Annotated in this window: 17 protein-coding genes and 3 pseudogenes; 15 read left to right on the top strand and 5 right to left on the bottom strand. The window is 67.8% G+C overall.

Features of this window, described 5'->3' with window-relative positions:
* Window positions 1-81 precede the first annotated feature (81 nt).
* Window positions 82-351 carry a hypothetical protein gene (locus ABZS64_RS33490; protein WP_355837838.1) on the top strand — a complete coding sequence of 90 codons (270 nt, stop codon included), beginning with the start codon at window positions 82-84 and terminating at the stop codon, window positions 349-351.
* A 1,259-nt stretch (window positions 352-1,610) separates the two neighbouring features.
* Here the strand turns inward: ABZS64_RS33490 and ABZS64_RS33485 are convergent.
* Together ABZS64_RS33485 and ABZS64_RS33480 are read right to left on the bottom strand one after the other, a co-directional pair.
* Window positions 1,611-2,078 carry a DUF6233 domain-containing protein gene (locus ABZS64_RS33485; protein ID WP_355837836.1) on the bottom strand — a complete coding sequence of 156 codons (468 nt, stop codon included), beginning with the start codon at window positions 2,076-2,078 and terminating at the stop codon, window positions 1,611-1,613.
* 63 nt (window positions 2,079-2,141) lie between these two features.
* Entirely contained in the window at window positions 2,142-2,834 is a 693-nt protein-coding gene (locus ABZS64_RS33480; RefSeq protein ID WP_355837834.1) for a hypothetical protein, read from the bottom strand.
* 200 nt (window positions 2,835-3,034) lie between these two features.
* Here ABZS64_RS33480 and ABZS64_RS33475 point away from each other — a divergent pair, with 200 nt between their 5' ends.
* Entirely contained in the window at window positions 3,035-4,198 is a 1,164-nt protein-coding gene (locus tag ABZS64_RS33475; RefSeq protein WP_355837832.1) for a hypothetical protein, read from the top strand.
* A gap of 180 nt (window positions 4,199-4,378) precedes the next feature.
* Window positions 4,379-4,567, top strand: a pseudogene (locus tag ABZS64_RS33470) (hypothetical protein); the annotation flags it as partial.
* Between the two features lie 108 nt (window positions 4,568-4,675).
* On the opposite strand, the gene ABZS64_RS33465 reads toward ABZS64_RS33470, so the two are convergent.
* On the bottom strand, window positions 4,676-5,128 hold the full coding sequence (locus tag ABZS64_RS33465) for a hypothetical protein (protein ID WP_355837830.1): 453 nt from the start codon (window positions 5,126-5,128) through the stop codon (window positions 4,676-4,678).
* A gap of 580 nt (window positions 5,129-5,708) precedes the next feature.
* Window positions 5,709-7,106, bottom strand: coding sequence for a hypothetical protein (locus ABZS64_RS33460; RefSeq protein WP_355837828.1), 1,398 nt, complete (start codon window positions 7,104-7,106; stop codon window positions 5,709-5,711).
* A gap of 330 nt (window positions 7,107-7,436) precedes the next feature.
* Between ABZS64_RS33460 and ABZS64_RS33455 the strand changes: the two genes are divergently transcribed.
* The 9 genes and pseudogenes from ABZS64_RS33455 (at window position 7,437) to ABZS64_RS33415 (ending at window position 14,808) form a co-directional block, all read left to right on the top strand.
* The gene (locus ABZS64_RS33455; RefSeq protein ID WP_355837826.1) at window positions 7,437-8,483 is read left to right on the top strand and encodes a serine/arginine repetitive matrix protein 1; all 1,047 of its coding nucleotides are present in this window, start codon (window positions 7,437-7,439) and stop codon (window positions 8,481-8,483) included.
* A gap of 2 nt (window positions 8,484-8,485) precedes the next feature.
* Window positions 8,486-9,574: an integrase gene (locus ABZS64_RS33450; RefSeq protein WP_355837824.1), complete on the top strand. Its 1,089-nt coding sequence runs from the start codon at window positions 8,486-8,488 to the stop codon at window positions 9,572-9,574.
* 904 nt (window positions 9,575-10,478) lie between these two features.
* Window positions 10,479-10,739 carry a hypothetical protein gene (locus ABZS64_RS33445; RefSeq protein ID WP_355837822.1) on the top strand — a complete coding sequence of 87 codons (261 nt, stop codon included), beginning with the start codon at window positions 10,479-10,481 and terminating at the stop codon, window positions 10,737-10,739.
* Window positions 10,739-11,548, top strand: coding sequence for a Crp/Fnr family transcriptional regulator (locus tag ABZS64_RS33440; RefSeq protein WP_355837820.1), 810 nt, complete (start codon window positions 10,739-10,741; stop codon window positions 11,546-11,548). Before ABZS64_RS33445 ends, ABZS64_RS33440 begins: the two co-directional genes overlap by 1 nt.
* Window positions 11,549-11,873: 325 nt before the next feature.
* A pseudogene (locus ABZS64_RS33435) lies at window positions 11,874-12,388 on the top strand (Ku protein); the annotation flags it as partial.
* A 12-nt stretch (window positions 12,389-12,400) separates the two neighbouring features.
* The gene (locus ABZS64_RS33430) at window positions 12,401-13,087 is read left to right on the top strand and encodes a DUF4190 domain-containing protein (protein WP_355837892.1); all 687 of its coding nucleotides are present in this window, start codon (window positions 12,401-12,403) and stop codon (window positions 13,085-13,087) included.
* 65 nt (window positions 13,088-13,152) lie between these two features.
* A complete protein-coding gene (locus tag ABZS64_RS33425; RefSeq protein WP_355837818.1) occupies window positions 13,153-13,623 on the top strand; it encodes a DUF6247 family protein in 471 nt (156 codons plus the stop codon).
* A complete protein-coding gene (locus tag ABZS64_RS33420; RefSeq protein WP_355837816.1) occupies window positions 13,620-13,976 on the top strand; it encodes a hypothetical protein in 357 nt (118 codons plus the stop codon). Before ABZS64_RS33425 ends, ABZS64_RS33420 begins: the two co-directional genes overlap by 4 nt.
* A 64-nt stretch (window positions 13,977-14,040) precedes the next feature.
* Window positions 14,041-14,808 (top strand): Ku protein, encoded by a 768-nt coding sequence (locus ABZS64_RS33415; protein ID WP_355837814.1) that lies wholly within the window; start codon window positions 14,041-14,043, stop codon window positions 14,806-14,808.
* An 82-nt stretch (window positions 14,809-14,890) separates the two neighbouring features.
* On the opposite strand, the gene ABZS64_RS33410 is transcribed toward ABZS64_RS33415, so the two are convergent.
* On the bottom strand, window positions 14,891-15,544 hold the full coding sequence (locus ABZS64_RS33410) for a hypothetical protein (protein ID WP_355837812.1): 654 nt from the start codon (window positions 15,542-15,544) through the stop codon (window positions 14,891-14,893).
* A gap of 278 nt (window positions 15,545-15,822) precedes the next feature.
* Here ABZS64_RS33410 and ABZS64_RS33405 point away from each other — a divergent pair, with 278 nt between their 5' ends.
* From ABZS64_RS33405 to ABZS64_RS33395, 3 genes and pseudogenes are all read left to right on the top strand, one after another.
* Window positions 15,823-16,266 carry a hypothetical protein gene (locus ABZS64_RS33405; RefSeq protein ID WP_355837810.1) on the top strand — a complete coding sequence of 148 codons (444 nt, stop codon included), beginning with the start codon at window positions 15,823-15,825 and terminating at the stop codon, window positions 16,264-16,266.
* Between the two features lie 35 nt (window positions 16,267-16,301).
* On the top strand, window positions 16,302-16,691 hold the full coding sequence (locus ABZS64_RS33400) for a hypothetical protein (RefSeq protein WP_355837808.1): 390 nt from the start codon (window positions 16,302-16,304) through the stop codon (window positions 16,689-16,691).
* A 112-nt stretch (window positions 16,692-16,803) separates the two neighbouring features.
* Window positions 16,804-17,303 (top strand): annotated as a pseudogene (locus ABZS64_RS33395) (hypothetical protein); the annotation flags it as partial.

Here is a 17,303-nt window from a genome sequence, read left to right as displayed (position 1 = left end):
CCTCCCGCGTCACGGGAGAACCAATACGACACGCACGAAAGTGTGGACCACACTGATCACTTAGGCACTAGGATCTCGACCGTGGCAGTACGTGGACGACAGCAACCAGGACGGACGGGAGTCTTCCCGCCCGACAGACCGCTGCGCGCCACCGTGATGCTGAAGCCCGGTGACTACGTACGGACGTTGTACGAAGAGCTGGTCAACGACCTGGGCATCTCCGGGGCTGAAGTGCTCCGAGAAGCCCTCGTAGAGCTGCACCGGCGCGAGTCGATCCGGAAGTCGCGGCGCGCGTCGAAGGCAGCAAGAGAAGCCGGAACCACGGACGAGGAGCTGCCCCAGGCCGGATAACTAACGTCCGGACGCGCTGAAAAGCCCCGGCTCGAACCTTCAAGCCAGGGCAACCGCTCGTTCGGCGGGACATCTCAGTCTCCAAGCTGCCAGGCACGGCCTGAGAGTCCCTATCTGCAGTTAGCACGCGAACCAGGTGTCGGTTTCTAGGCCGACGCCCACCTCTCGTGTGCTCTCTCCACGCATCGTAGAAAGGCATTCGCATCGTAGCTCATTGCTGCGATGGCGGCCCAGCGTGCCCTCGTTTCGGTGTGTCCGTACGGGAGTTCGTGCAGGTCATGCCGTCGCGTACCCGTTTCCTCAGGCCTTCGGCCGTTGGGGATCTGCCCGCCAGAGGCCCGCCCGTCCTGCTCGTGTACGTCGCTGCAGGACGCGGCCCGCCGTGGTGGCGCGGAGTCGTGACAGCACCCAGGGAGACCGGTCCCAGGAAACCGGCCCGAGGCCCCGTTTGGCGAAGCGTGGGAGTCCGGATACAGCCCGCGGTAGAGAACGGTCCGCGTTACCAAGACCGACCCCGGCCACAGCCACCGGGAGAGTAAGGCAGAGGTAGCTCACCTGAGCCCCTGATGGGCGGGAGAGCGCTGTAGACGCTAAATGGTGAATCGAGCAGGAGCCGCGACCGGCCTTGCCGCGGGAGTGATTCCGTGGCGAACAAGGTGGACCCGAGCCGGCGGGCGCGCAGAGCGCCCGGAGTTGCGACCTTCCAGAGCTTCCTGCACATCCCGGTCCCAGGGCGCGAGTAATCCCCGCTGCCCGGTCTGATGCGATGCCTCGATGGGCGTACCGGAGTACGCACCTCAGCACGTGATGACCCCCTCCTAGTGAGACGGCAGAACCCCTTGGGGAATCTCTGTCCGTTTCACTAGGGGGGGTCCTCGCTCCACCCGCTCCGGGCACCCGGAGGGTGCGCGGGTGGAGCCGGAACACAGCCGGGCCGCAGGCCCGTCCTTGCCTCTCACCGGGCCGCAGGCCCGAAACAGAAGGGGCCGCGGAGCGTCCATATTGCAGGAGGGAGGGCCGATCCGGCCCAGCTCCCACCGGCCTGCAGATGACGAGGGAGAGAACCGGATCGGCCCTCCCGACATGTCCAGCCCCGACCGAAGGGAGGGCCCACTTCCCGCCCGAACAGGGGTTCGCATGTGCAGCAGTTGACCGACTATCTTCGCCACCAACGCACCCGGGTACCGGCCAGGGTGGCAGTCCTTTTCCGTACGGTCATGGTCATTCGAGGGGCGGAGTCGCCGCAGTGATGATCGGCTCTACACCAGCGGTGTGAGCGCCGCGGCCGCATCGCACTCCTTGCAGGCCGATGCTCCTGGCCGCCGCAGAGCCGTCAGCGCCTCGTCCAGATTCAGTTCCGTCGCCCCGCGTGGACTGTTCTCGCAGTCGTACGAGTGCACCACCGTGCCGCGTACGCGTCCGTCAGGTCCCTGGAGCCGCTGCACGGTCCACGCCCACCGGGTATCCGTAGGCGGAGCATCAGACTGCAGTCGTTGCGTGGGTACCGAGTCGTAATCGGCTCCCTCGATCGGCCGGACGTAGTCGGCTGGCACCCACACCACGTACTCAGCAGGCTCCACCCACTCCTTTGCGGTGCCCTGCCACATCGGCAACCCGACCTTGTACATCCACGCGCGGGTCGTCTGGAGCCTGGCGTGGAGTCGGCCGCGGAGCTCTTGGCCGTCCGGCAGCTTGACCCATACCGGGGGCGGAGGCGGAGCGGTCATGCCACCACGGTACGAGAGACCCGGTCAGGTGCTTGCTTGCCCTGACCGGCATCCACCAGCTGTCTACAGCGGCGGAGCTTGGCCGAACTCGCCCCGCGCGGGCTCGGGGCCGTCCGTCTGCGTGAACGCGGTCAGCTTCCAGCCGCCTTCGGCCCACTTGAGCTTCATGGTCATGGTGAACCAGTTGGTCTTGACGGGCGCTTTCGAGTCCTTGCCGGTCACGCCGAAGAGCCCCGAGCACCAGACGGCCACGGTTGCCGTGTCGCCCTCGTATACCTCCACGGTCGTCCCGGCCGGCATCGTCCTGCTGACGAAGACCGTGCCCTGTGGAGGCCTCCCGCTGGCGTCCAGGCCGATGCGCTCGTTGAAGGCAGTCGAGTAGTCCGCATCGAGGCCCGCCTGCAGCTCTCCACGCTTGGCAGGGTCGGCGATCGACTGCACGATCGCCTGCCGGGCCTCGGGGGTGAACATGCCCTCCCCGCCCAGGGTCGCGGCATAGCGCGCGGCCGCGCCTTCCGCCCCTCGCTGGCTGTGCACCGTCCCGGCGGACGAGGAGCCGTCTGTGGGCGCCGGTTGAGCCGAGCCGGGGTCACTGTCCCAGTCCCGCCCGGTGAGAGCGATCGCTCCGACGAGGAGGACGACGACCCCGGCGGCGGCTATGAGGGTGCGCCGAGACCTACGGGGCGATCGAAGGCGCGCCGTTCCCGCGTGGCCGTTGACACGACTGCCCTGCTCGTGGCCGTTGCTTGTGTTCATCTGGTGCGCCCCTCCGCCTCTTGGTCATCTTCGCGGACGACGGTAGCCGTGGTGTCTGTTTCTCGGGCACCCAGGTGCCGCTACCTGCATGCGCGTGCGAAGCTCGTATTTCACTGCTCTGCCTGGGGGTTGATGTGTCCGCACGTACCGCGGCCCGCGCATGTGTATCTGCCGTCGCTGGTGCCGCCGTAACGATCGCCGTGGCATCGAGCGCCCACGCCGCACCCACACCTTCCCCCTCACCCACAGAGAACAAGTGCGATCTGATCAAGGGCCTGGCACGGGATTACTGCGAAGACGGCACGACCGGCGGAGGCGGAGGCCCGGCGCTCAACGACCCCACGGACGCACTCGATCCCCTGCAGTCGTTGGCGGACGGATTCGCCAAGGCGGCCGCGTGGGTGGTGGATCAGCTCTCGAACGCCGTGAAAGTGACCGGCGACGTTGACTTCGCCAACGGAAGTTTCGTGAAGACGTACGCCGTGGTGTTCGCCGCATCCGCCTTCCTGACGATCCTGCTGTGGCTGTGGGCCATCACCAAGCGCGCCGTACGCGGTGTGCCACTGACCCGGGCAATGGGCGAAGCCGTCGGCCTGCTGTGGCTGACCGTTCTCGCATCGGCATTCACACCCCTGATCCTCTACACCGTGGTGTCGGCCGTCGACAGCATCACCGACGCGCTCGCCGGCGGCAGCTCCGGAGCGAAATTCTTCGAGGCCTTCTCGGCAGCCCTGCGCAAGGAGCAGAGCGGCGACAGCGGCGGCCCCCTCGTGCGCATCATTCTTGCCGGAGTGTCGATCCTGGCCGCCGGAGTGGTGTGGCTGGAGCTGGTGGTACGGACCGCGCTGCTCTACGTCGGCGCAGTGCTCGGCACGGTCGTCTACGCGGGGCTGGTTGACCGTGACCTCTGGGGTCGGGTCCGCCGATGGGTCGGCATGATGGTGGCGATCATCCTTGTAAAGCCGATCATCGTCATCGTGCTGATGCTCGCCTCTGCGCTCTCTGGCGGTGAGCCGAACACCAACCCTGCCAACGCGATCGTTTCGGGTTTGGCCATCATCGTTATCGCCGTGTTTGCCAGCGCGATGTTGTTCCGGCTGATCCCGGGCATGGGCGACGACATCGTGGCCGCCCGCCGCGACAGCTACGACCCGGCCAGCAAACAGGCCGTGGCCGTCGTTACCCGACCGGTGGCGACGATGCGGCAGGGCATCAGCACGCACGCCGACCGAGACGCCGTCTCCCGTCCCAGCCAGCCGGCGCAGACCTCATCCGCCAGCAGCGGAATCAGCGCCCACGCCACTCGACCCGCAAAATCCGACGTACCCCGCCAGGACGGCCGCGGCGACAAGGCGCGCCGCTGACGACGGGTCAGGAGGATGGCGGGTTGCCGAGGCCGATCAGCACGCCAATCACGATGAGCGCGATCAGCAGGTAGAACTTTGCCTTGAGGCTCATCCGCCTCCCCCTCCATCCGCGCCCCAAGGGTCGAGCCTCCGGGGCGCTCTGTCACATCGTCAGCACGGTACCGCCGCACTCGTTTCCGCGCTGAGGGCCACGAGATCCGCGAGGAGGACATCGCCCGCCTGTCTCCGCTCAAGCACCGCAACCTGAACCTGCTCGGCCGCTACAGCTTCACCGCCTCCACCCCGGCCGTCGGCGCCCTGCGCCCGCAGCGTGACCCGGATGCGCCGGAGCTGGACGATGATGAGGACGAGGCGGCCGCCGACTGAAGCGGGCCGTCAGCCAGCGGGCACCAGGGCGGCGTCGGCTGCGAACGGCGTTGCCCCTGAGTCCCAGCTCGGACATCAGCTGCAAGGCAGCGGAAAGCCCTTCCAAGATTATCGGCTGCTCTGCCAATTCCCGGCCGCGGCATCCCAGTAGATGACGTTCGGCGGGATGCCATGCTCAGGCTGCACGAGTCGTTCAAGATCCGTGACGGCCAAAGCCGCGAGAGCCTCATCGGGCAGGTTCGCCGGTACAGCGAAGGTGAGCCCAGACGTGTCTTCTCGGACATTGATCTGGAGGTCATAGCGTGGTGTGGACATCCCCTCCCGGCGCAGCAGATTACGAACGCGCTCGCGGGCTGCCTCGTACGAGCGCCTGCCAGCCTCGGCAGCGAGCGCCTGCATGAAGGGCAGGACGCTCGCCGTAGCAATGACCGGGATCACCCAGTCTGGCCCGGCGGCGTGGGTTGCGCGCACGGGGCCGTGGAAGTAGAGAGTCGTTCGAGCGTCAACGTGGATCTCGAGTGGCTCGGCGGTCTCGTTGGCATCCCCATCGGTGCTGCTCACGGCCAACCACGTTACATGTGAGACGAGTTGGGCTCCGAGTAGGAACGGACCAGGAAAATGGTGTTGCTGTGAGAAGTCTTGACAGGCCGGGATCCGGACCGTGAGAGCCCCCGCCGAGCTGCACTGTCCCGCGACGAAGTGGACGCCGGAGCGGTCCGAGGTACAGCACCCGCTGCAGCAGCGCCCGACGGGGACGTACGACGCGGCCAGGGCTACACCCTGCGCGTCAACGCCGTCCCCGCCGTGCACCTCGGACTCCTCACCCGCTGCCAGCCGCTCGACGGGGGCCACGGCATTCCCGCGGTCCCCGCCCAGCGCAAGGCCCGCCGCGAGTACGAAAACCGCGTCAGCATCCTCATGCCAACGGAGCCATGATCGTTCTCAGCGCCAACGGCTGTACCGATGTTCCCCGAGGCCGTAATAGGAGCGCCCCGCCGTACGGGAGTGGACCTTGAACGCGTCCCGCAGTACCTCGCGGTTGTTCACGGCGTGGATGGCTGCACCGTGGCGGGTTACAGTCGCGCGCAGGGGGCCGGAGCCACTGTCATTGGCTCCGGCCCCTGCTGTTGGGCGTACGCGGTCAGTCGGTGTGTTCGCGCGGCGTGAGGAGGGCGAAGTACGTCTCGCGGGCCTCCTCGCTCAGTTCACCGTCGAGGGCGAGGGCCTGCCTCAGCGTGCGGATCGTCTGCTGGGGCGGGACGTCCCACCGCCTGTGGGCCTCGCGCATGATGTCGCCGATGCACCACTGGGCGGCGTCGGGGTGATGGCGGATGTACCAGTCCAGCATCTTGGCCACGCGGAACGTGAGGTTGAGGTGCCACCAGGACGCCTTCTCCGACGCGTCCTTCTGCCGCTTCTTGCCGTGCTCGTGGAGCTCGATGGATTCGGCGAGGTCGTTGAGCACGGCGCCCTGGACGGTCGGGCCCAGGATGTCGGTGGGCAGGATGCGGTCCAGGCTGGCCGCGACGCTCCAGGCCAGGGTGTCGGCGACCTCGCGTACGGACGTCTCGTTGCGCTGACGCAGGATCCACCGCTTTCGCACGTCCGGCCGTCCCCACAGAGTGTTCTGGAAGTCGGCGGCGAACCGGTCTCGCACCGCGGCCGCGCCGGGTGAGAGGTTGTCGCGGTCGCCGGCGGACATGGTGGCCCGGATGCCCTCCGAGGAGCGCTGGCGCGCTTCCACCCAGTCCTGCGCCACCGCGCGCGCCCACTGGGCGCGGCCGCCGACCATCGCCTGCGGCTGGGGCACCTCGCTGTTGCTGCGCGAGATGTAGGCCCGCAGCGTGGACGCGGTGATGCCGCCGAGCTCGGCCATCTCCGGGATGCCGAGCAACTGGGCGCCGGTGAGCTCGGGACTGGCGACGTCGACCACGCACTTCTCCAGGGGCAGCGCGCCGTCCTGCTCCTGGTGGCGCTCGGTCCACAGTGTCAGGTGGTCGAGCCAGTTCTCCGGGGCCGGGGCCTCGGGATCGAAGGTGGTGACCTTGCCGATGTACGCCCGGGCGGGGTCGGCACGGCCGTCGAGCATGTCGGCGGCGCTGACCGTGACGGCGGCGCGGGCCTTGCGCCGCTCGTAGTCCTCCTCGACGGGATCCCAGACCTGCCCGGGCCGGTACCAGTTGGTGCCGTCCCACCAGTAGCCGCCGGCGCGGAACAGCAGCTGGTCCTGCGACCACTGGCTGTGCAGGAACGCCGTGGCGCCGTCGCTCATCAGCAGCACGGTCCGGCCGTGCTCGGGGTGGTAGCGCACCGACCAGCCCAAGGTGTGCTGGAGAGGGTCGGTGGTGAAGGCGTGCCAGCCGCCGCCTTCACGGTTGGGGTCGAAGCGGCCCCACATGCCGCTGGCCTCGTGGCGGCCGACGGCCTCGATGGCCTCGGGCCCCTCGTTGAGGGGGATGTGGGAGTCGTCGACGAACGGCAGGCCCGGCACCGGATGGTCGGTGCGCAGGCCGTTGGCGAGTGGACGGACGTGGCCCAACGTGATTCCTCATTCCATGTCGAGTGCTGCACGTGTTGTGCAACGCATTACCTCCCCTCTTATACATGGGTCTCAACCCGTCTTGTGCAGCTACTTTCGGCCAACCTCCCGGACAGGCGTCCGTGAATCGCGGGCAACCGGCCCCGGGAGGTGATCGCGTCGGATAACCTCTCCTTATCCGACGCGACAAACCCGGACATGGCGACGGGTCAAACAGGGGGCGGGGAACGGCTGATGGCACCGACACAAGAGAGCGGAGAAGACGGGGTCGCCGCGACGACGTCGGCGGCTGCGACATCGGACGACGTTCCACGGCAGCGAGTCCGGCGGATGCGACGCTCCGCACCTCCCCAGCTCGACTTCCCGCCCGTCCGCAACGGGCTGGACTACCTGGCGAGCGTCGTCGACCACCTGGACGAGAACCAGTCCGAGGTGACAGACCGGGACGTGAAGTACGCCGTGCTCCACCTCCAGGCGGCCGTCGAGGTGCTCTTCAAGGCGCGCCTGTATGCGGAGCACTGGACCCTCGTCTTCGCCAACGCCGACGAGGCGACGCCGAAGAAGCGGGACAGTGCAGACTTCAAGAGTGTCACCACCGAGGCGGCCATTACCCGGCTCAGGAACATCGTGGGCGTGCCCTTCACGGACTCGGAGCGGAAGGCGCTCAAGGACCTGAGGGACGACCGCAACAAGCTCCAGCACTTCGGATCCAGCCTCGATGCGCGCGTGGCCGAGGCCCGCGCGGCGGAGGTGCTCGACTTCCTGGTCCGCTTCATCGACGACCGTCTCGTCCCCTACCTTCACGACGGCCAGGAGAAGGCGCAGGCCGAGGCAATGCTGGCGAGCATCCGCGGCGGCCTGACTGCCATCAACTCCTTTGTCCGCGAGCGGATGAACCGGCTCGGCGGGGAGTTGAAGAGCGAAGGCGTCGAGAACCGCACCATCGAGTGCCCCGAGTGCGAGCAGTTGGCCCTCGTGCTGTGCGAGGGGCCGGACTCGACTGCCGCGTCCGAACTCGCCACCTGCCGTTTCTGCGCGCGCGGCTGGGATCCGGAGGAGCTGCTGGGCTATTTCATCGGGCAAGACCAGGAAGAGCCCAGCGAGTTCAACACATGCCCGCAGTGCGATCAGCAAACGCTCGGGTGGGCCGTTCGCGTCCGCAGCGACCCCGCGAAGCCGGTCCACGTCTGCTTTTCCTGCGCCATGGCGTTCCCCACCGTTGTGCCCTGCGAACGGTGCATGCGACCGATCGACGCCAAGGGAGACACCGGAACAATCCTCTGTGGCATCTGCTGGAGCGACCTGGAAGACGAGCAGCGGTACGGCCGGCAGTACGAAGGTCCCGAGGACTACGGCTTCGACGGTGAGTGGGGATAAGGGTGATCGACGTCGCCGATGAAGCGCTGACCCTCCCAGCACCGATTGCGGTGCTGGACGAGCGCCAAGCCCTCCTCGAGCGATGGGCCGAACGTCACGGCGTCGACGCAGCCCGCCGCCTCGCCGAGGCCGAGGACCTCGCCGACGCGGTTGCCGCCGAGATCACTCCCGACAACACGCTCGACACGTACGCGAAGTCGTGGCGCGTGTGGCTGCGGTTCACCGCCGCCACCGGCCTGCCGGAGGGGGAGGGTAGCCGCGGCGCCCTCATCGCGTTCGTCAGCTGGATGCTGCGCGAGGGCCAGCAGAACGGGAAGGGCTACGCCCCGAGTTCAGCCAGCACCCACCTCGCGGCCGCCGTCGTCGGCCTGCGCAAGCGCAAGGTCGCGGTCAGCGGAGACGACCAGGGCGAGGCCCGCGCCGCGTTGGAGGGCCTGGCGGTGAAGCTGCTGCAGGCCGGGGAGCGGCGCGGCCGCGGGCAGGCGGTCAGCGCCGACGTCGGCGGCCTGCGTGCCATCGTCCGCTCCTGCCCCGACACCCTGAGCGGCGACCGGGACAAGGCGCTGGTGCTGACCGGCTTCAACTACGCCTCCCGCTCGCAGGACCCGGCCGGACTACAGACCAGCGACGTCACCCTGCACGCGCGCGGCCTGGTCGTTGCGGTGCTCACCGGCAAGACCAAGCACTCTGTGCGCAACGCGAAGATCGGCTACGCCCAGGACCCCGAGCTGTGCCCGGTGCGGGCCTGGACCTCCTACCGCACCAGGCTGGTTGCCGAGCACGGCCAGCAGTGGGCCGACCCGTCGACCCCGGCCTTCGTCGGCATCGACCAGTGGGGCAACGTCACCGGCGGCATGAGCCCCGACTCCGTCACCCGCGCGATCAAACGGATCTCGGAGCGGGCCGGGGTGCCGATCCACTGGACCGGCCACTCCCTGCGCATCGGACTGGCCTCCGTCGGCCGCAAGCAGGGCAAGGACGGCATCGCCATCGCCGACCAGGGCGGCTGGGCCCGCCACTCCCGCTCGATGCTCGGCTACATGCAGCGCGACGACGGCTGGGACGACAACGCCGCCGCCGGACTGACCTGACAGCACAGCCGCCACTGAGTTGGCGGAGCTGATCGTGCACATCAAGAAGGGGACGGTTCGCCTCCTTCGGACGCCCTCGAGATCGGCTAGTTGCCCGTCGAGCTGCCCTCAGCAGGTACTCGCGTTAGTACCTGCCGGGAGGGATCGACGAGGAAGGCACCTGCTCAGGGCCCGGTAGTGGACCCGGTCCAACAGCGCGGCCCCCACTGACATTTGCCCGTTTGGCCGGACTGTCAGTGGTGCACCGTATCGTTGTGTCGGCAGACGCCCGGCATGGGAGAAGAGCGATCCTCTGTGCCCGTCCCGGGAGGCTCTCGTGTGGCTCAGGTCACACGCGGCTCAGTCGGCTGACGCTGGTATCGCCCCTCTGACCGAGTCGAGCACGAGCGCCCCGAAAAACGTTGAGTGGCGACGCCATCGCGCCGCCACTCAGGATGATGAGCCGTTCATTCGGTTGTCTCTTCCCTGGTAGGAAGCTTGTGCGGAGTCGGGGGGCCCCCGGGGCACCACCCCCTGGGGCCCCACCCGACGGCTGATGCTGCACCCTCCAAGGCTCAACGTCAGCTTGTTGAATGTAACGGTGCCTGCCCCGAATCCATTCCCTAAGGTTAGGGATTTATCACGTCTACCCTCGGGTAACTCCCTCGATTCAAGGAATGCATCCCCGTACGCAGTGCATCAGCGCCGCACTAAATCCATGCCGACAGGGTGACGTTTCCGTAACCGCATGTCCGTGTTATATCCTGCCCGATCAAGAAGGTCGCGATTTCGAGTGGACCACCAATCCACGGTGATCTTCAAATGCACTACCCGGCTGCACCCTCCAAATAACCGATCACGAAGAAGTGAAAGGGCTCCGTCTGTGAACGGATTTCTCGCAGCGTCAGTCTTGATCGTTGCAATCTTGGCCGGGACGGTCGTGCTGACCGTCAAGTACCTCTCTTCCACCCCCGCACGCATCGCTGCGGTGATCGCAGCGATCGCAGGACTGGTGATCGCCATCCCGCACGTGCTGGAACCACTGCGGCCCGAGCCCGTCACGGTCCAGGTACCCGCGCCGGTGACCCCCGGCTACACCTCCCCTCCGGCCCCGCCCCCGGGCAACAGGTCGATCTCACCCACCACCGTCCCGCCCGCACCGCAGACCGGGATGGGAGCGGTCTGATGGGGGCCAGGGAGGTCCGGATCAGGCGACGGCCCATGCTGATCGGCACCTCGCTCTACGAGCGGAACGAGGAGACCGGCCGGGTCGACTACCGCGTCTCTGGCCAGCGGGCGCTGCTCGACCACAACCCGTTCCTGGCCAAGGTCCCGCGCGCGTTCCTGGGGGACTTCGTCGCGAACACCTCGGCGCGTGCGTACGAGCGCAAGCAGCAACTGCGCGGCACGGTCAGCTCGATGGTCCACATCATCCTGAGCGGCTGCGTGGCAGAGGAGTCGACGTACGGCGAAGCCACCAGCGTGCGCATCCTGGGGGCGGGCGCGGTGCTGGGCGACGCCGAGGTGTTCAACGAGCAGCTGAACGCGCCCTCCACCTGGTGCTTGAACACGACATACACACTCGCCGCGCCGCTGGAGCGGATGCGGACGATGACCGAGCACAACTCCGTCATCATGATGGCGCTCGGCAACTCGATAACCGAGCGGCTTGCGGTCGGTGAGCAGGTCTACAACCGGCACATGCTGCCCCCTGAGCAGCGGCTGGCGGGGCTCTTCGTGCACCTGCTGCACGGCTGCGCGGTCCCCAACTCGCGCTTCGGGCGGATGCTGGAGGGCCCCTCCCAGAGCGACCTCGCTGCGGCGCTCTCCATCAGCCGGGCCACCATTGAGACGGCGATGCGGATACTGCGCGACAAGGAGCTGGTGGTCACCGGGTACCGGACCTACGAGTTCCCCTCCGAGCGTCGGCTCGCCGAGATGGGTAAGGTGCGAATTCCCTCGCAGATGGTTACGGGAGAAGCTTCCGGGGTTTAGAACCTCCCTCTATAAAAGAGACGCCGGCCGGGGTTCACATTCCCGACCAGCGTCTTTTTCATGCACAGGTCTAGACCCGGGCGGAATGCCGAGTGGAACTCCAGAGCTGCAATTTTCAGGAGAAAGGATTCGGCTCAGAACACGGCGCCTGGGCGTCCGTGTGAGCATTTTGATACCACCTGGGCATCAAATCCGCTATTGCCCCTTTAGTGCGCTTAGGCCGGCTGGCGGGGTTCACCGGCCCAGTGATCCGTTCAGCTCCGTCCGCATGCTGTGTCTTTTATGCCGTTTAGGCTGGAATCCCAGCGGGTGGAGGAGGTGTCTCATGCCGAGGCCTGTGTGGAGCGGGGCAATCTCGTTTGGCCTGGTCACCATCCCTATCAAGGTGCTACCTGCGACCGAGAACCACAACATCGGCTTCCACCAGATCCACACCGAGGACATGGGCCGGATCCGGTACCGCAAGGTCTGCGAGATCGAGGGGAAGCAGCTGCGCGACGACGAGGTCGGCAGGGCGTACGAGGCCTCCAAGGACACCTTGGTCGAGGTCACCGACCAGGACCTGGAGAACATGCCGCTGCCCACCGCCAAGGCCATCGAGATCGTGGCGTTCGTGCCGGCGGACTCGATCGACCCCGTACGGATCGGTGACTCCTACCATCTCGCGGCAGACGGCCAGGTGTCCGCCAAGCCGCACAAGCTGCTGCGGCAGGCGCTGGAGCGGAGCGCGAAGGTGGCCGTCGCCGTCTGACGGTGGCACGTGGGCGGTGGCAAGCGGCACTCATGTGCTTCGCATGTCTTCGAGTAGCGGACCGCGCGCTCCGGGCACATGCTGCCCGTAGAGGAGCTGTAATGAGTACCGCCGAGCCTCAGTACCCCAAGAATCAGCCGCAGCCAGAGACCAGTGGCAAGGCTGTGGTGTCCCTGGTCACCGGTATAACGGCCCTCGTCGTGCCGTTCGTCGGCCTCATCACCGGCCCGCTGGCCGTCATTTTTGCCAGCAAGGCCCGCAAGGAGATCAAGCGGACCGGGCAGAAGGGTGATGGCATGGCCATCGCCGGGCTGGTGACCGGCATCCTCGGCTGCGTCGGGTACGGCATCTTCCTGCTGATTTTGATCATCGCAGCGGTTGTCGGCGACACGGACGGCAAGACGAGCACTCCCGTCAAAGTCGAAACCTCGGCCAGCGCCCCAACGGCGACGAACTCAGCCACCCCGTCAGCGACGGCCCAGACCGAAGGCAAGGCCGTCACCTTCTCCGGCAAGGGCCAGAAGAAGACCGAGCGAGTGGAGCTGTCGGGCGACTACAACATCAAATGGACCTACAAGGACAACGTCCTCGGCCCCGGTGATACCGGGTCAAACTTCGTCGCCGCCCTGCAGGGCACGGGCAACACAACCGCCTTTGAGTCGCTGGTCAACGAGATCGGCCGGTCGGGCTCGGGCGACACGAACGTCTACGACCTCGAAAAGGGCACCTACTACATCGACGTACAGTTCGCTCAGGGGCGGTGGACGTTCACCATCACACCGAAGTGATCCCGGCTGCCACCACGCCGCCGACGACCTCCCATCCGGCAGACTTGTCAACTAAGCTTCAACTCATGAGCGTGATGGAGACGAACCTGTCGGATCTGCTGAACAAGCCGAAGGCGACGCTGGCCGCGCTCCGGGGCGCCCGCCGGATAGTGCTCCGGCGTCGAGGCGATGAGGACCTGGTGCTGACCACGGCCGCACGAGCCGAGCAGGACCAGGAGGTGATGGGCGCGACCAGCCGCATGTTCGTGGAAATGATGCGCACGCCGGCGGGCCGCACCCTGGTGCTGGACGTGCTGCCCGCCACCTTCCCCTGGGTGCGCTACCTCCCCGCGCACGACGTGCGCGACTTCTCCGTCGAGCTGGTCGACGCCCTGGGCGCTGCCACCGAGCTGGACAACACGGCGGCCGTCGCCCAGCTCATCACCGAGTGGCGGCACACCGCCGAGGTGCACGCCGACCCCGAGCTGTACGCCGCGCTCACCACCGATTCGGGCGAGGACTACGGACCCGTGCCCGATCCCGGCGCGGCAGCGTGAGCCCCAAGCGCGGCGACCGCGCAGCACCGCCGCCCGCCGCGGACGAGTGGGACATCCGATTCGCCAACGGAGAGGCCGCCAAGGGCTGGGAACAGCTGGGCACCCAGGCCGCGGGCAACACCCGCGCCGCCTGGTACCTCATGCGGACCGACCCGGCCCCGGCCACCCGCACCGAACGCCACCACCGGCTCAAGGGCGAGCTCGCGCGCGGCACCCACCGCGGCGAGACGATGGACCGCTGGCAGATCGAAGTCACCGCCGGCGGCCGCATCTGGTACCTGCTCGACGTCGAGCGCCGCACAGTCTGGATCGACCGCGCTTCCACCGGGCACCCCAAGGCCACCGACCGCTAGACAGCCTCGCATCGCCCTGCACCCCTGGGATGCGCCCTGACCAGCGGCGGCTGACGCTGGAGATATGAGGGCGACGTGGTCCGGCCTGATCCAGTTCGGGATGGTCGCGCTGCCCGTCAGGCTGTACGCGGCCACCGAAGAACACCCGGTGCGACTCCACGAGATCCACACCGCGGATGGCTCCAGGGTCGAGCACAGGCGCTTCTGCAAGGCCGAGAACCGGGAGATCCCGTACGAGGAAGTCGGGCGCGGCTTCGCGATGGCCGACGGCCGCATGGTCCCGCTCACCGACGAGGACCTGGCGCATCTCCCGCTCCCGACGAAGCGCACCATCGAGGTCCTCGGCTTCGTCCCGGGGCAGGACATCGATCCCATCAGCTACAGCCGGCCGTACTACGCAGGGCCCGACAGCCCGGGTGCCGACCGGCCGTACGCGCTACTGGTCGAGGCGCTCGCCCGTACCGGCTACGTGGGCGTGGCCAAGATCGCCATCAGGAGCCGCGAGCGCCTGGCGCTGCTGAGACCACGGCACGGGATCCTCATCCTGCAGACCTTGCTCTGGGAGGACGAGCTGCGGGACCCGGGCGACCTTGCCCCGTCCGCACCGGTCACAGACCGGGAGCTGGAGCTCGCCGAGGTCCTGATCAGGGAGCTGACCGGCATCGAGGTACGCGAGCTCCATGACGAGTACGCCCATGCCCTTGAGCAGCTGGTCACGGCGAAGGCCGCCGGCGGCGAACTGGCCCCGCTGCAGGAGGCGGTGCCCGCGGTAGATCTGATGGCCGCGCTGGAGGAGAGCGTCCGTACGGCGAAGGCCGCGCGCGGGGATTGACCGCAGCCACGCACGCGCCCTCAAATAGGGGCCCATTTTTAGAAGTCTCCCAGCTCATCCCGGGTAACAGTCACGCGGACTGTTACCCGGCGGGCAGGCCCAAGTCGTCGAGTGACGCCCCCGCGGCCCACTGCCGCAGCTGCACGCCGTCGAGGAGATGGACGCCGCCCTGTCGACTGGCCCACAGCACATCGGTACGGCTGTACGAGCCGGGGTTGACCATGACCCGGATGATGCGGTCGACGCCTTGACGCCCCGCCTCGCGAAGGGGAGCGCGTCCAGGTTCACCCTCTGCGGACGCGCCGGGCGGGCGGAAGGTGACGTCCAGCTGTCGGCCCGTACGGTCGCGGGCGGACAGCCGCGGCCGCCCCTTGAAGGGGACCGAGACGACGTGCCATCCGTCGCGGCGCAGGAACCGTTGCGCGGCGACCGCCAGGCCGTGCTCGTCCAGGTCGGAGAGTTGGGCCGCGCTGTAGATGCCGCCCCGTCGGCGGGCGACTGCCTGCCGCCAGCGCACCAGTGTGACGGCCAGGCCGACGAGGATCGCGATGCTCAGCACGAGGCCGAGGACGCCGAGGCGCTCGTACATCCAGACGAGGAAGGCGAGCGGTAACCCGATCGCGACGCCGACACCGACGAAGCCCGGGAGGACATCGCGCAGGGTCGGGCCGTACAGCCCTTGTGCGTGCAGTTCGGAGACCTGGCGCTGGCGGGCAGACCGGCGCGAGCCCGGCACGGGCGCGCGCCTCCACCACAGCTCCAACTGCGTCAACTCCCCATCACCGCCTGCCCCGTTCGCTCGTGTCCGTAGAGATACCCGTTCGCGGTGGCGTCCCGCCAGCCGGGCCGGGTGATTGGCCACAGATCTGGCTGACGCGGATGTGCCGAACCGCTTGCACGGGGTGTTGGGGAACCCCTACATTCATAGGTGTTGGGGAACCCCAACACCGAGGAAAGGAACCGCACATGATGACCTCTCAGTACCAGCCCCTCCCGAACCCGGAAGACGAACCGATGACCGCCAACCGACCGGACATGGAGGTATGGGAGACATCCGGACGCCTCGCGCACTGGAACGACGGGGTGTCCACGTACACGCTCGCGTTCCACGGCGGGAAGCAGCAGCAGATCGCGGGCGAGGCCAACACCGCCATCCTGGCCATGGACGCGATCCAGTCCGAGGAGCCCCTGCAGCAGAAGCTGATCTGGGACGGCCTGCGCGACATCCGCCGCCTGAAGAACCGCCTGGCCGCCATCGAAGAAGAGCTGTTGCTGATCGCCCGCGAGCCCGCCGACGCCCGCAACAAGATGTCGTGGCGCGAGCTGGGTGAAGGGATCGGGCAGCACCACACCACGGTGAAGGAACGGCACGACCGCATCGCCGGCGGAGGCACCCACGACTTCCGGCCCTGGCTCACCGAGAACACCGCCCGCGCCGACCGCTACCCGACCAGCTGACCGCCGTACACACCCAACGATCGGGGAGGAAAAACGTGCCCGACCCGCAGACCGGCGCCGGATTCGACGCCCCCACTCCGGACGCCGCGTACCGCGTCGCGCCAGACCCACTCCAGGAGGCCGCCGCGCTGCTGCGGATCTCCACCCAGCTGACCGTCCAGGCCCAGCAGAGCCAGGAACTCGATGAGGAGCAGGAGCGGCTATACATACTCCGCCGGGCGGCGCTGGCCGACCGCATGGCGATTGCTGAGCCCGAGGACGAGCGGTACCAGCGGGAGGCCGTCGAACTGTCCCAGACCCTCGCCCAGTTCGACCGCGAGCACCGCCACCTCGTCTCCGGACCGCGCGGACCCGACTCGATCGAGTGGGACCCGAGCGCCCGCCCGTACGTCCGCCAGGAGTACGACGCATGGGGCCGGGCGTGACCGCCGCGCTCGCGGCCGACAGTTGGAACAGCCTTTCCAGCGGCTGAAGTCAGCCGTTCCAAGTTGGTGCAGCACTCTCAAAGTCCTAGCGTGGACACGCTAGGATTTTGTGATGGTCACTCGGGAGGGAACCCGCATCATCACCGCGCTGGAAGCGGCATGGGCCGCGATCCAGCGCAAGCATCCGGACGTTCCAGACGTCGTGGTCGTGACCGGCTCGGGGAAGCCGCGCCGGGGCAACTACCTGAAGCTGGGGCACCACAGCCCGGAGCGCTGGATCGACGCCGCAGCTTCGGGCCGTCGTCCCGAGCTGTTCGTAGCGGGCGAGACGATCGCGATGGGCGGCACTCAAGTGCTGGAGACGATGCTCCACGAGTCGGCGCACGCCCTCGCGTTCGTCCGGGGACGGATCAAGGACACGTCCAGCCAGGGCAACCGGTGGCACAACAAGAAGTTCGCCGCGCTGGCGCAGGAGGTGGGGCTGGAGCCACCGAAGAAGGCGGAGCCCGTGCTGGGCTTCTCCAGCTGCAGCATCACGGCCGCCACCGTGTCCGCGTACGCCGCGGTGATACGGAAGCTGGAGGCGGCATCCCTGCCGCACCTGGACGCCCC

It is taken from the genome of Streptomyces sp. NPDC005408 (assembly GCF_040606445.1).
Classification (GTDB): domain Bacteria; phylum Actinomycetota; class Actinomycetes; order Streptomycetales; family Streptomycetaceae; genus Streptomyces.
The sequence above is the reverse complement of the archived record's forward strand: the minus strand, read 5'-3'. Positions and strand labels throughout refer to the sequence as shown.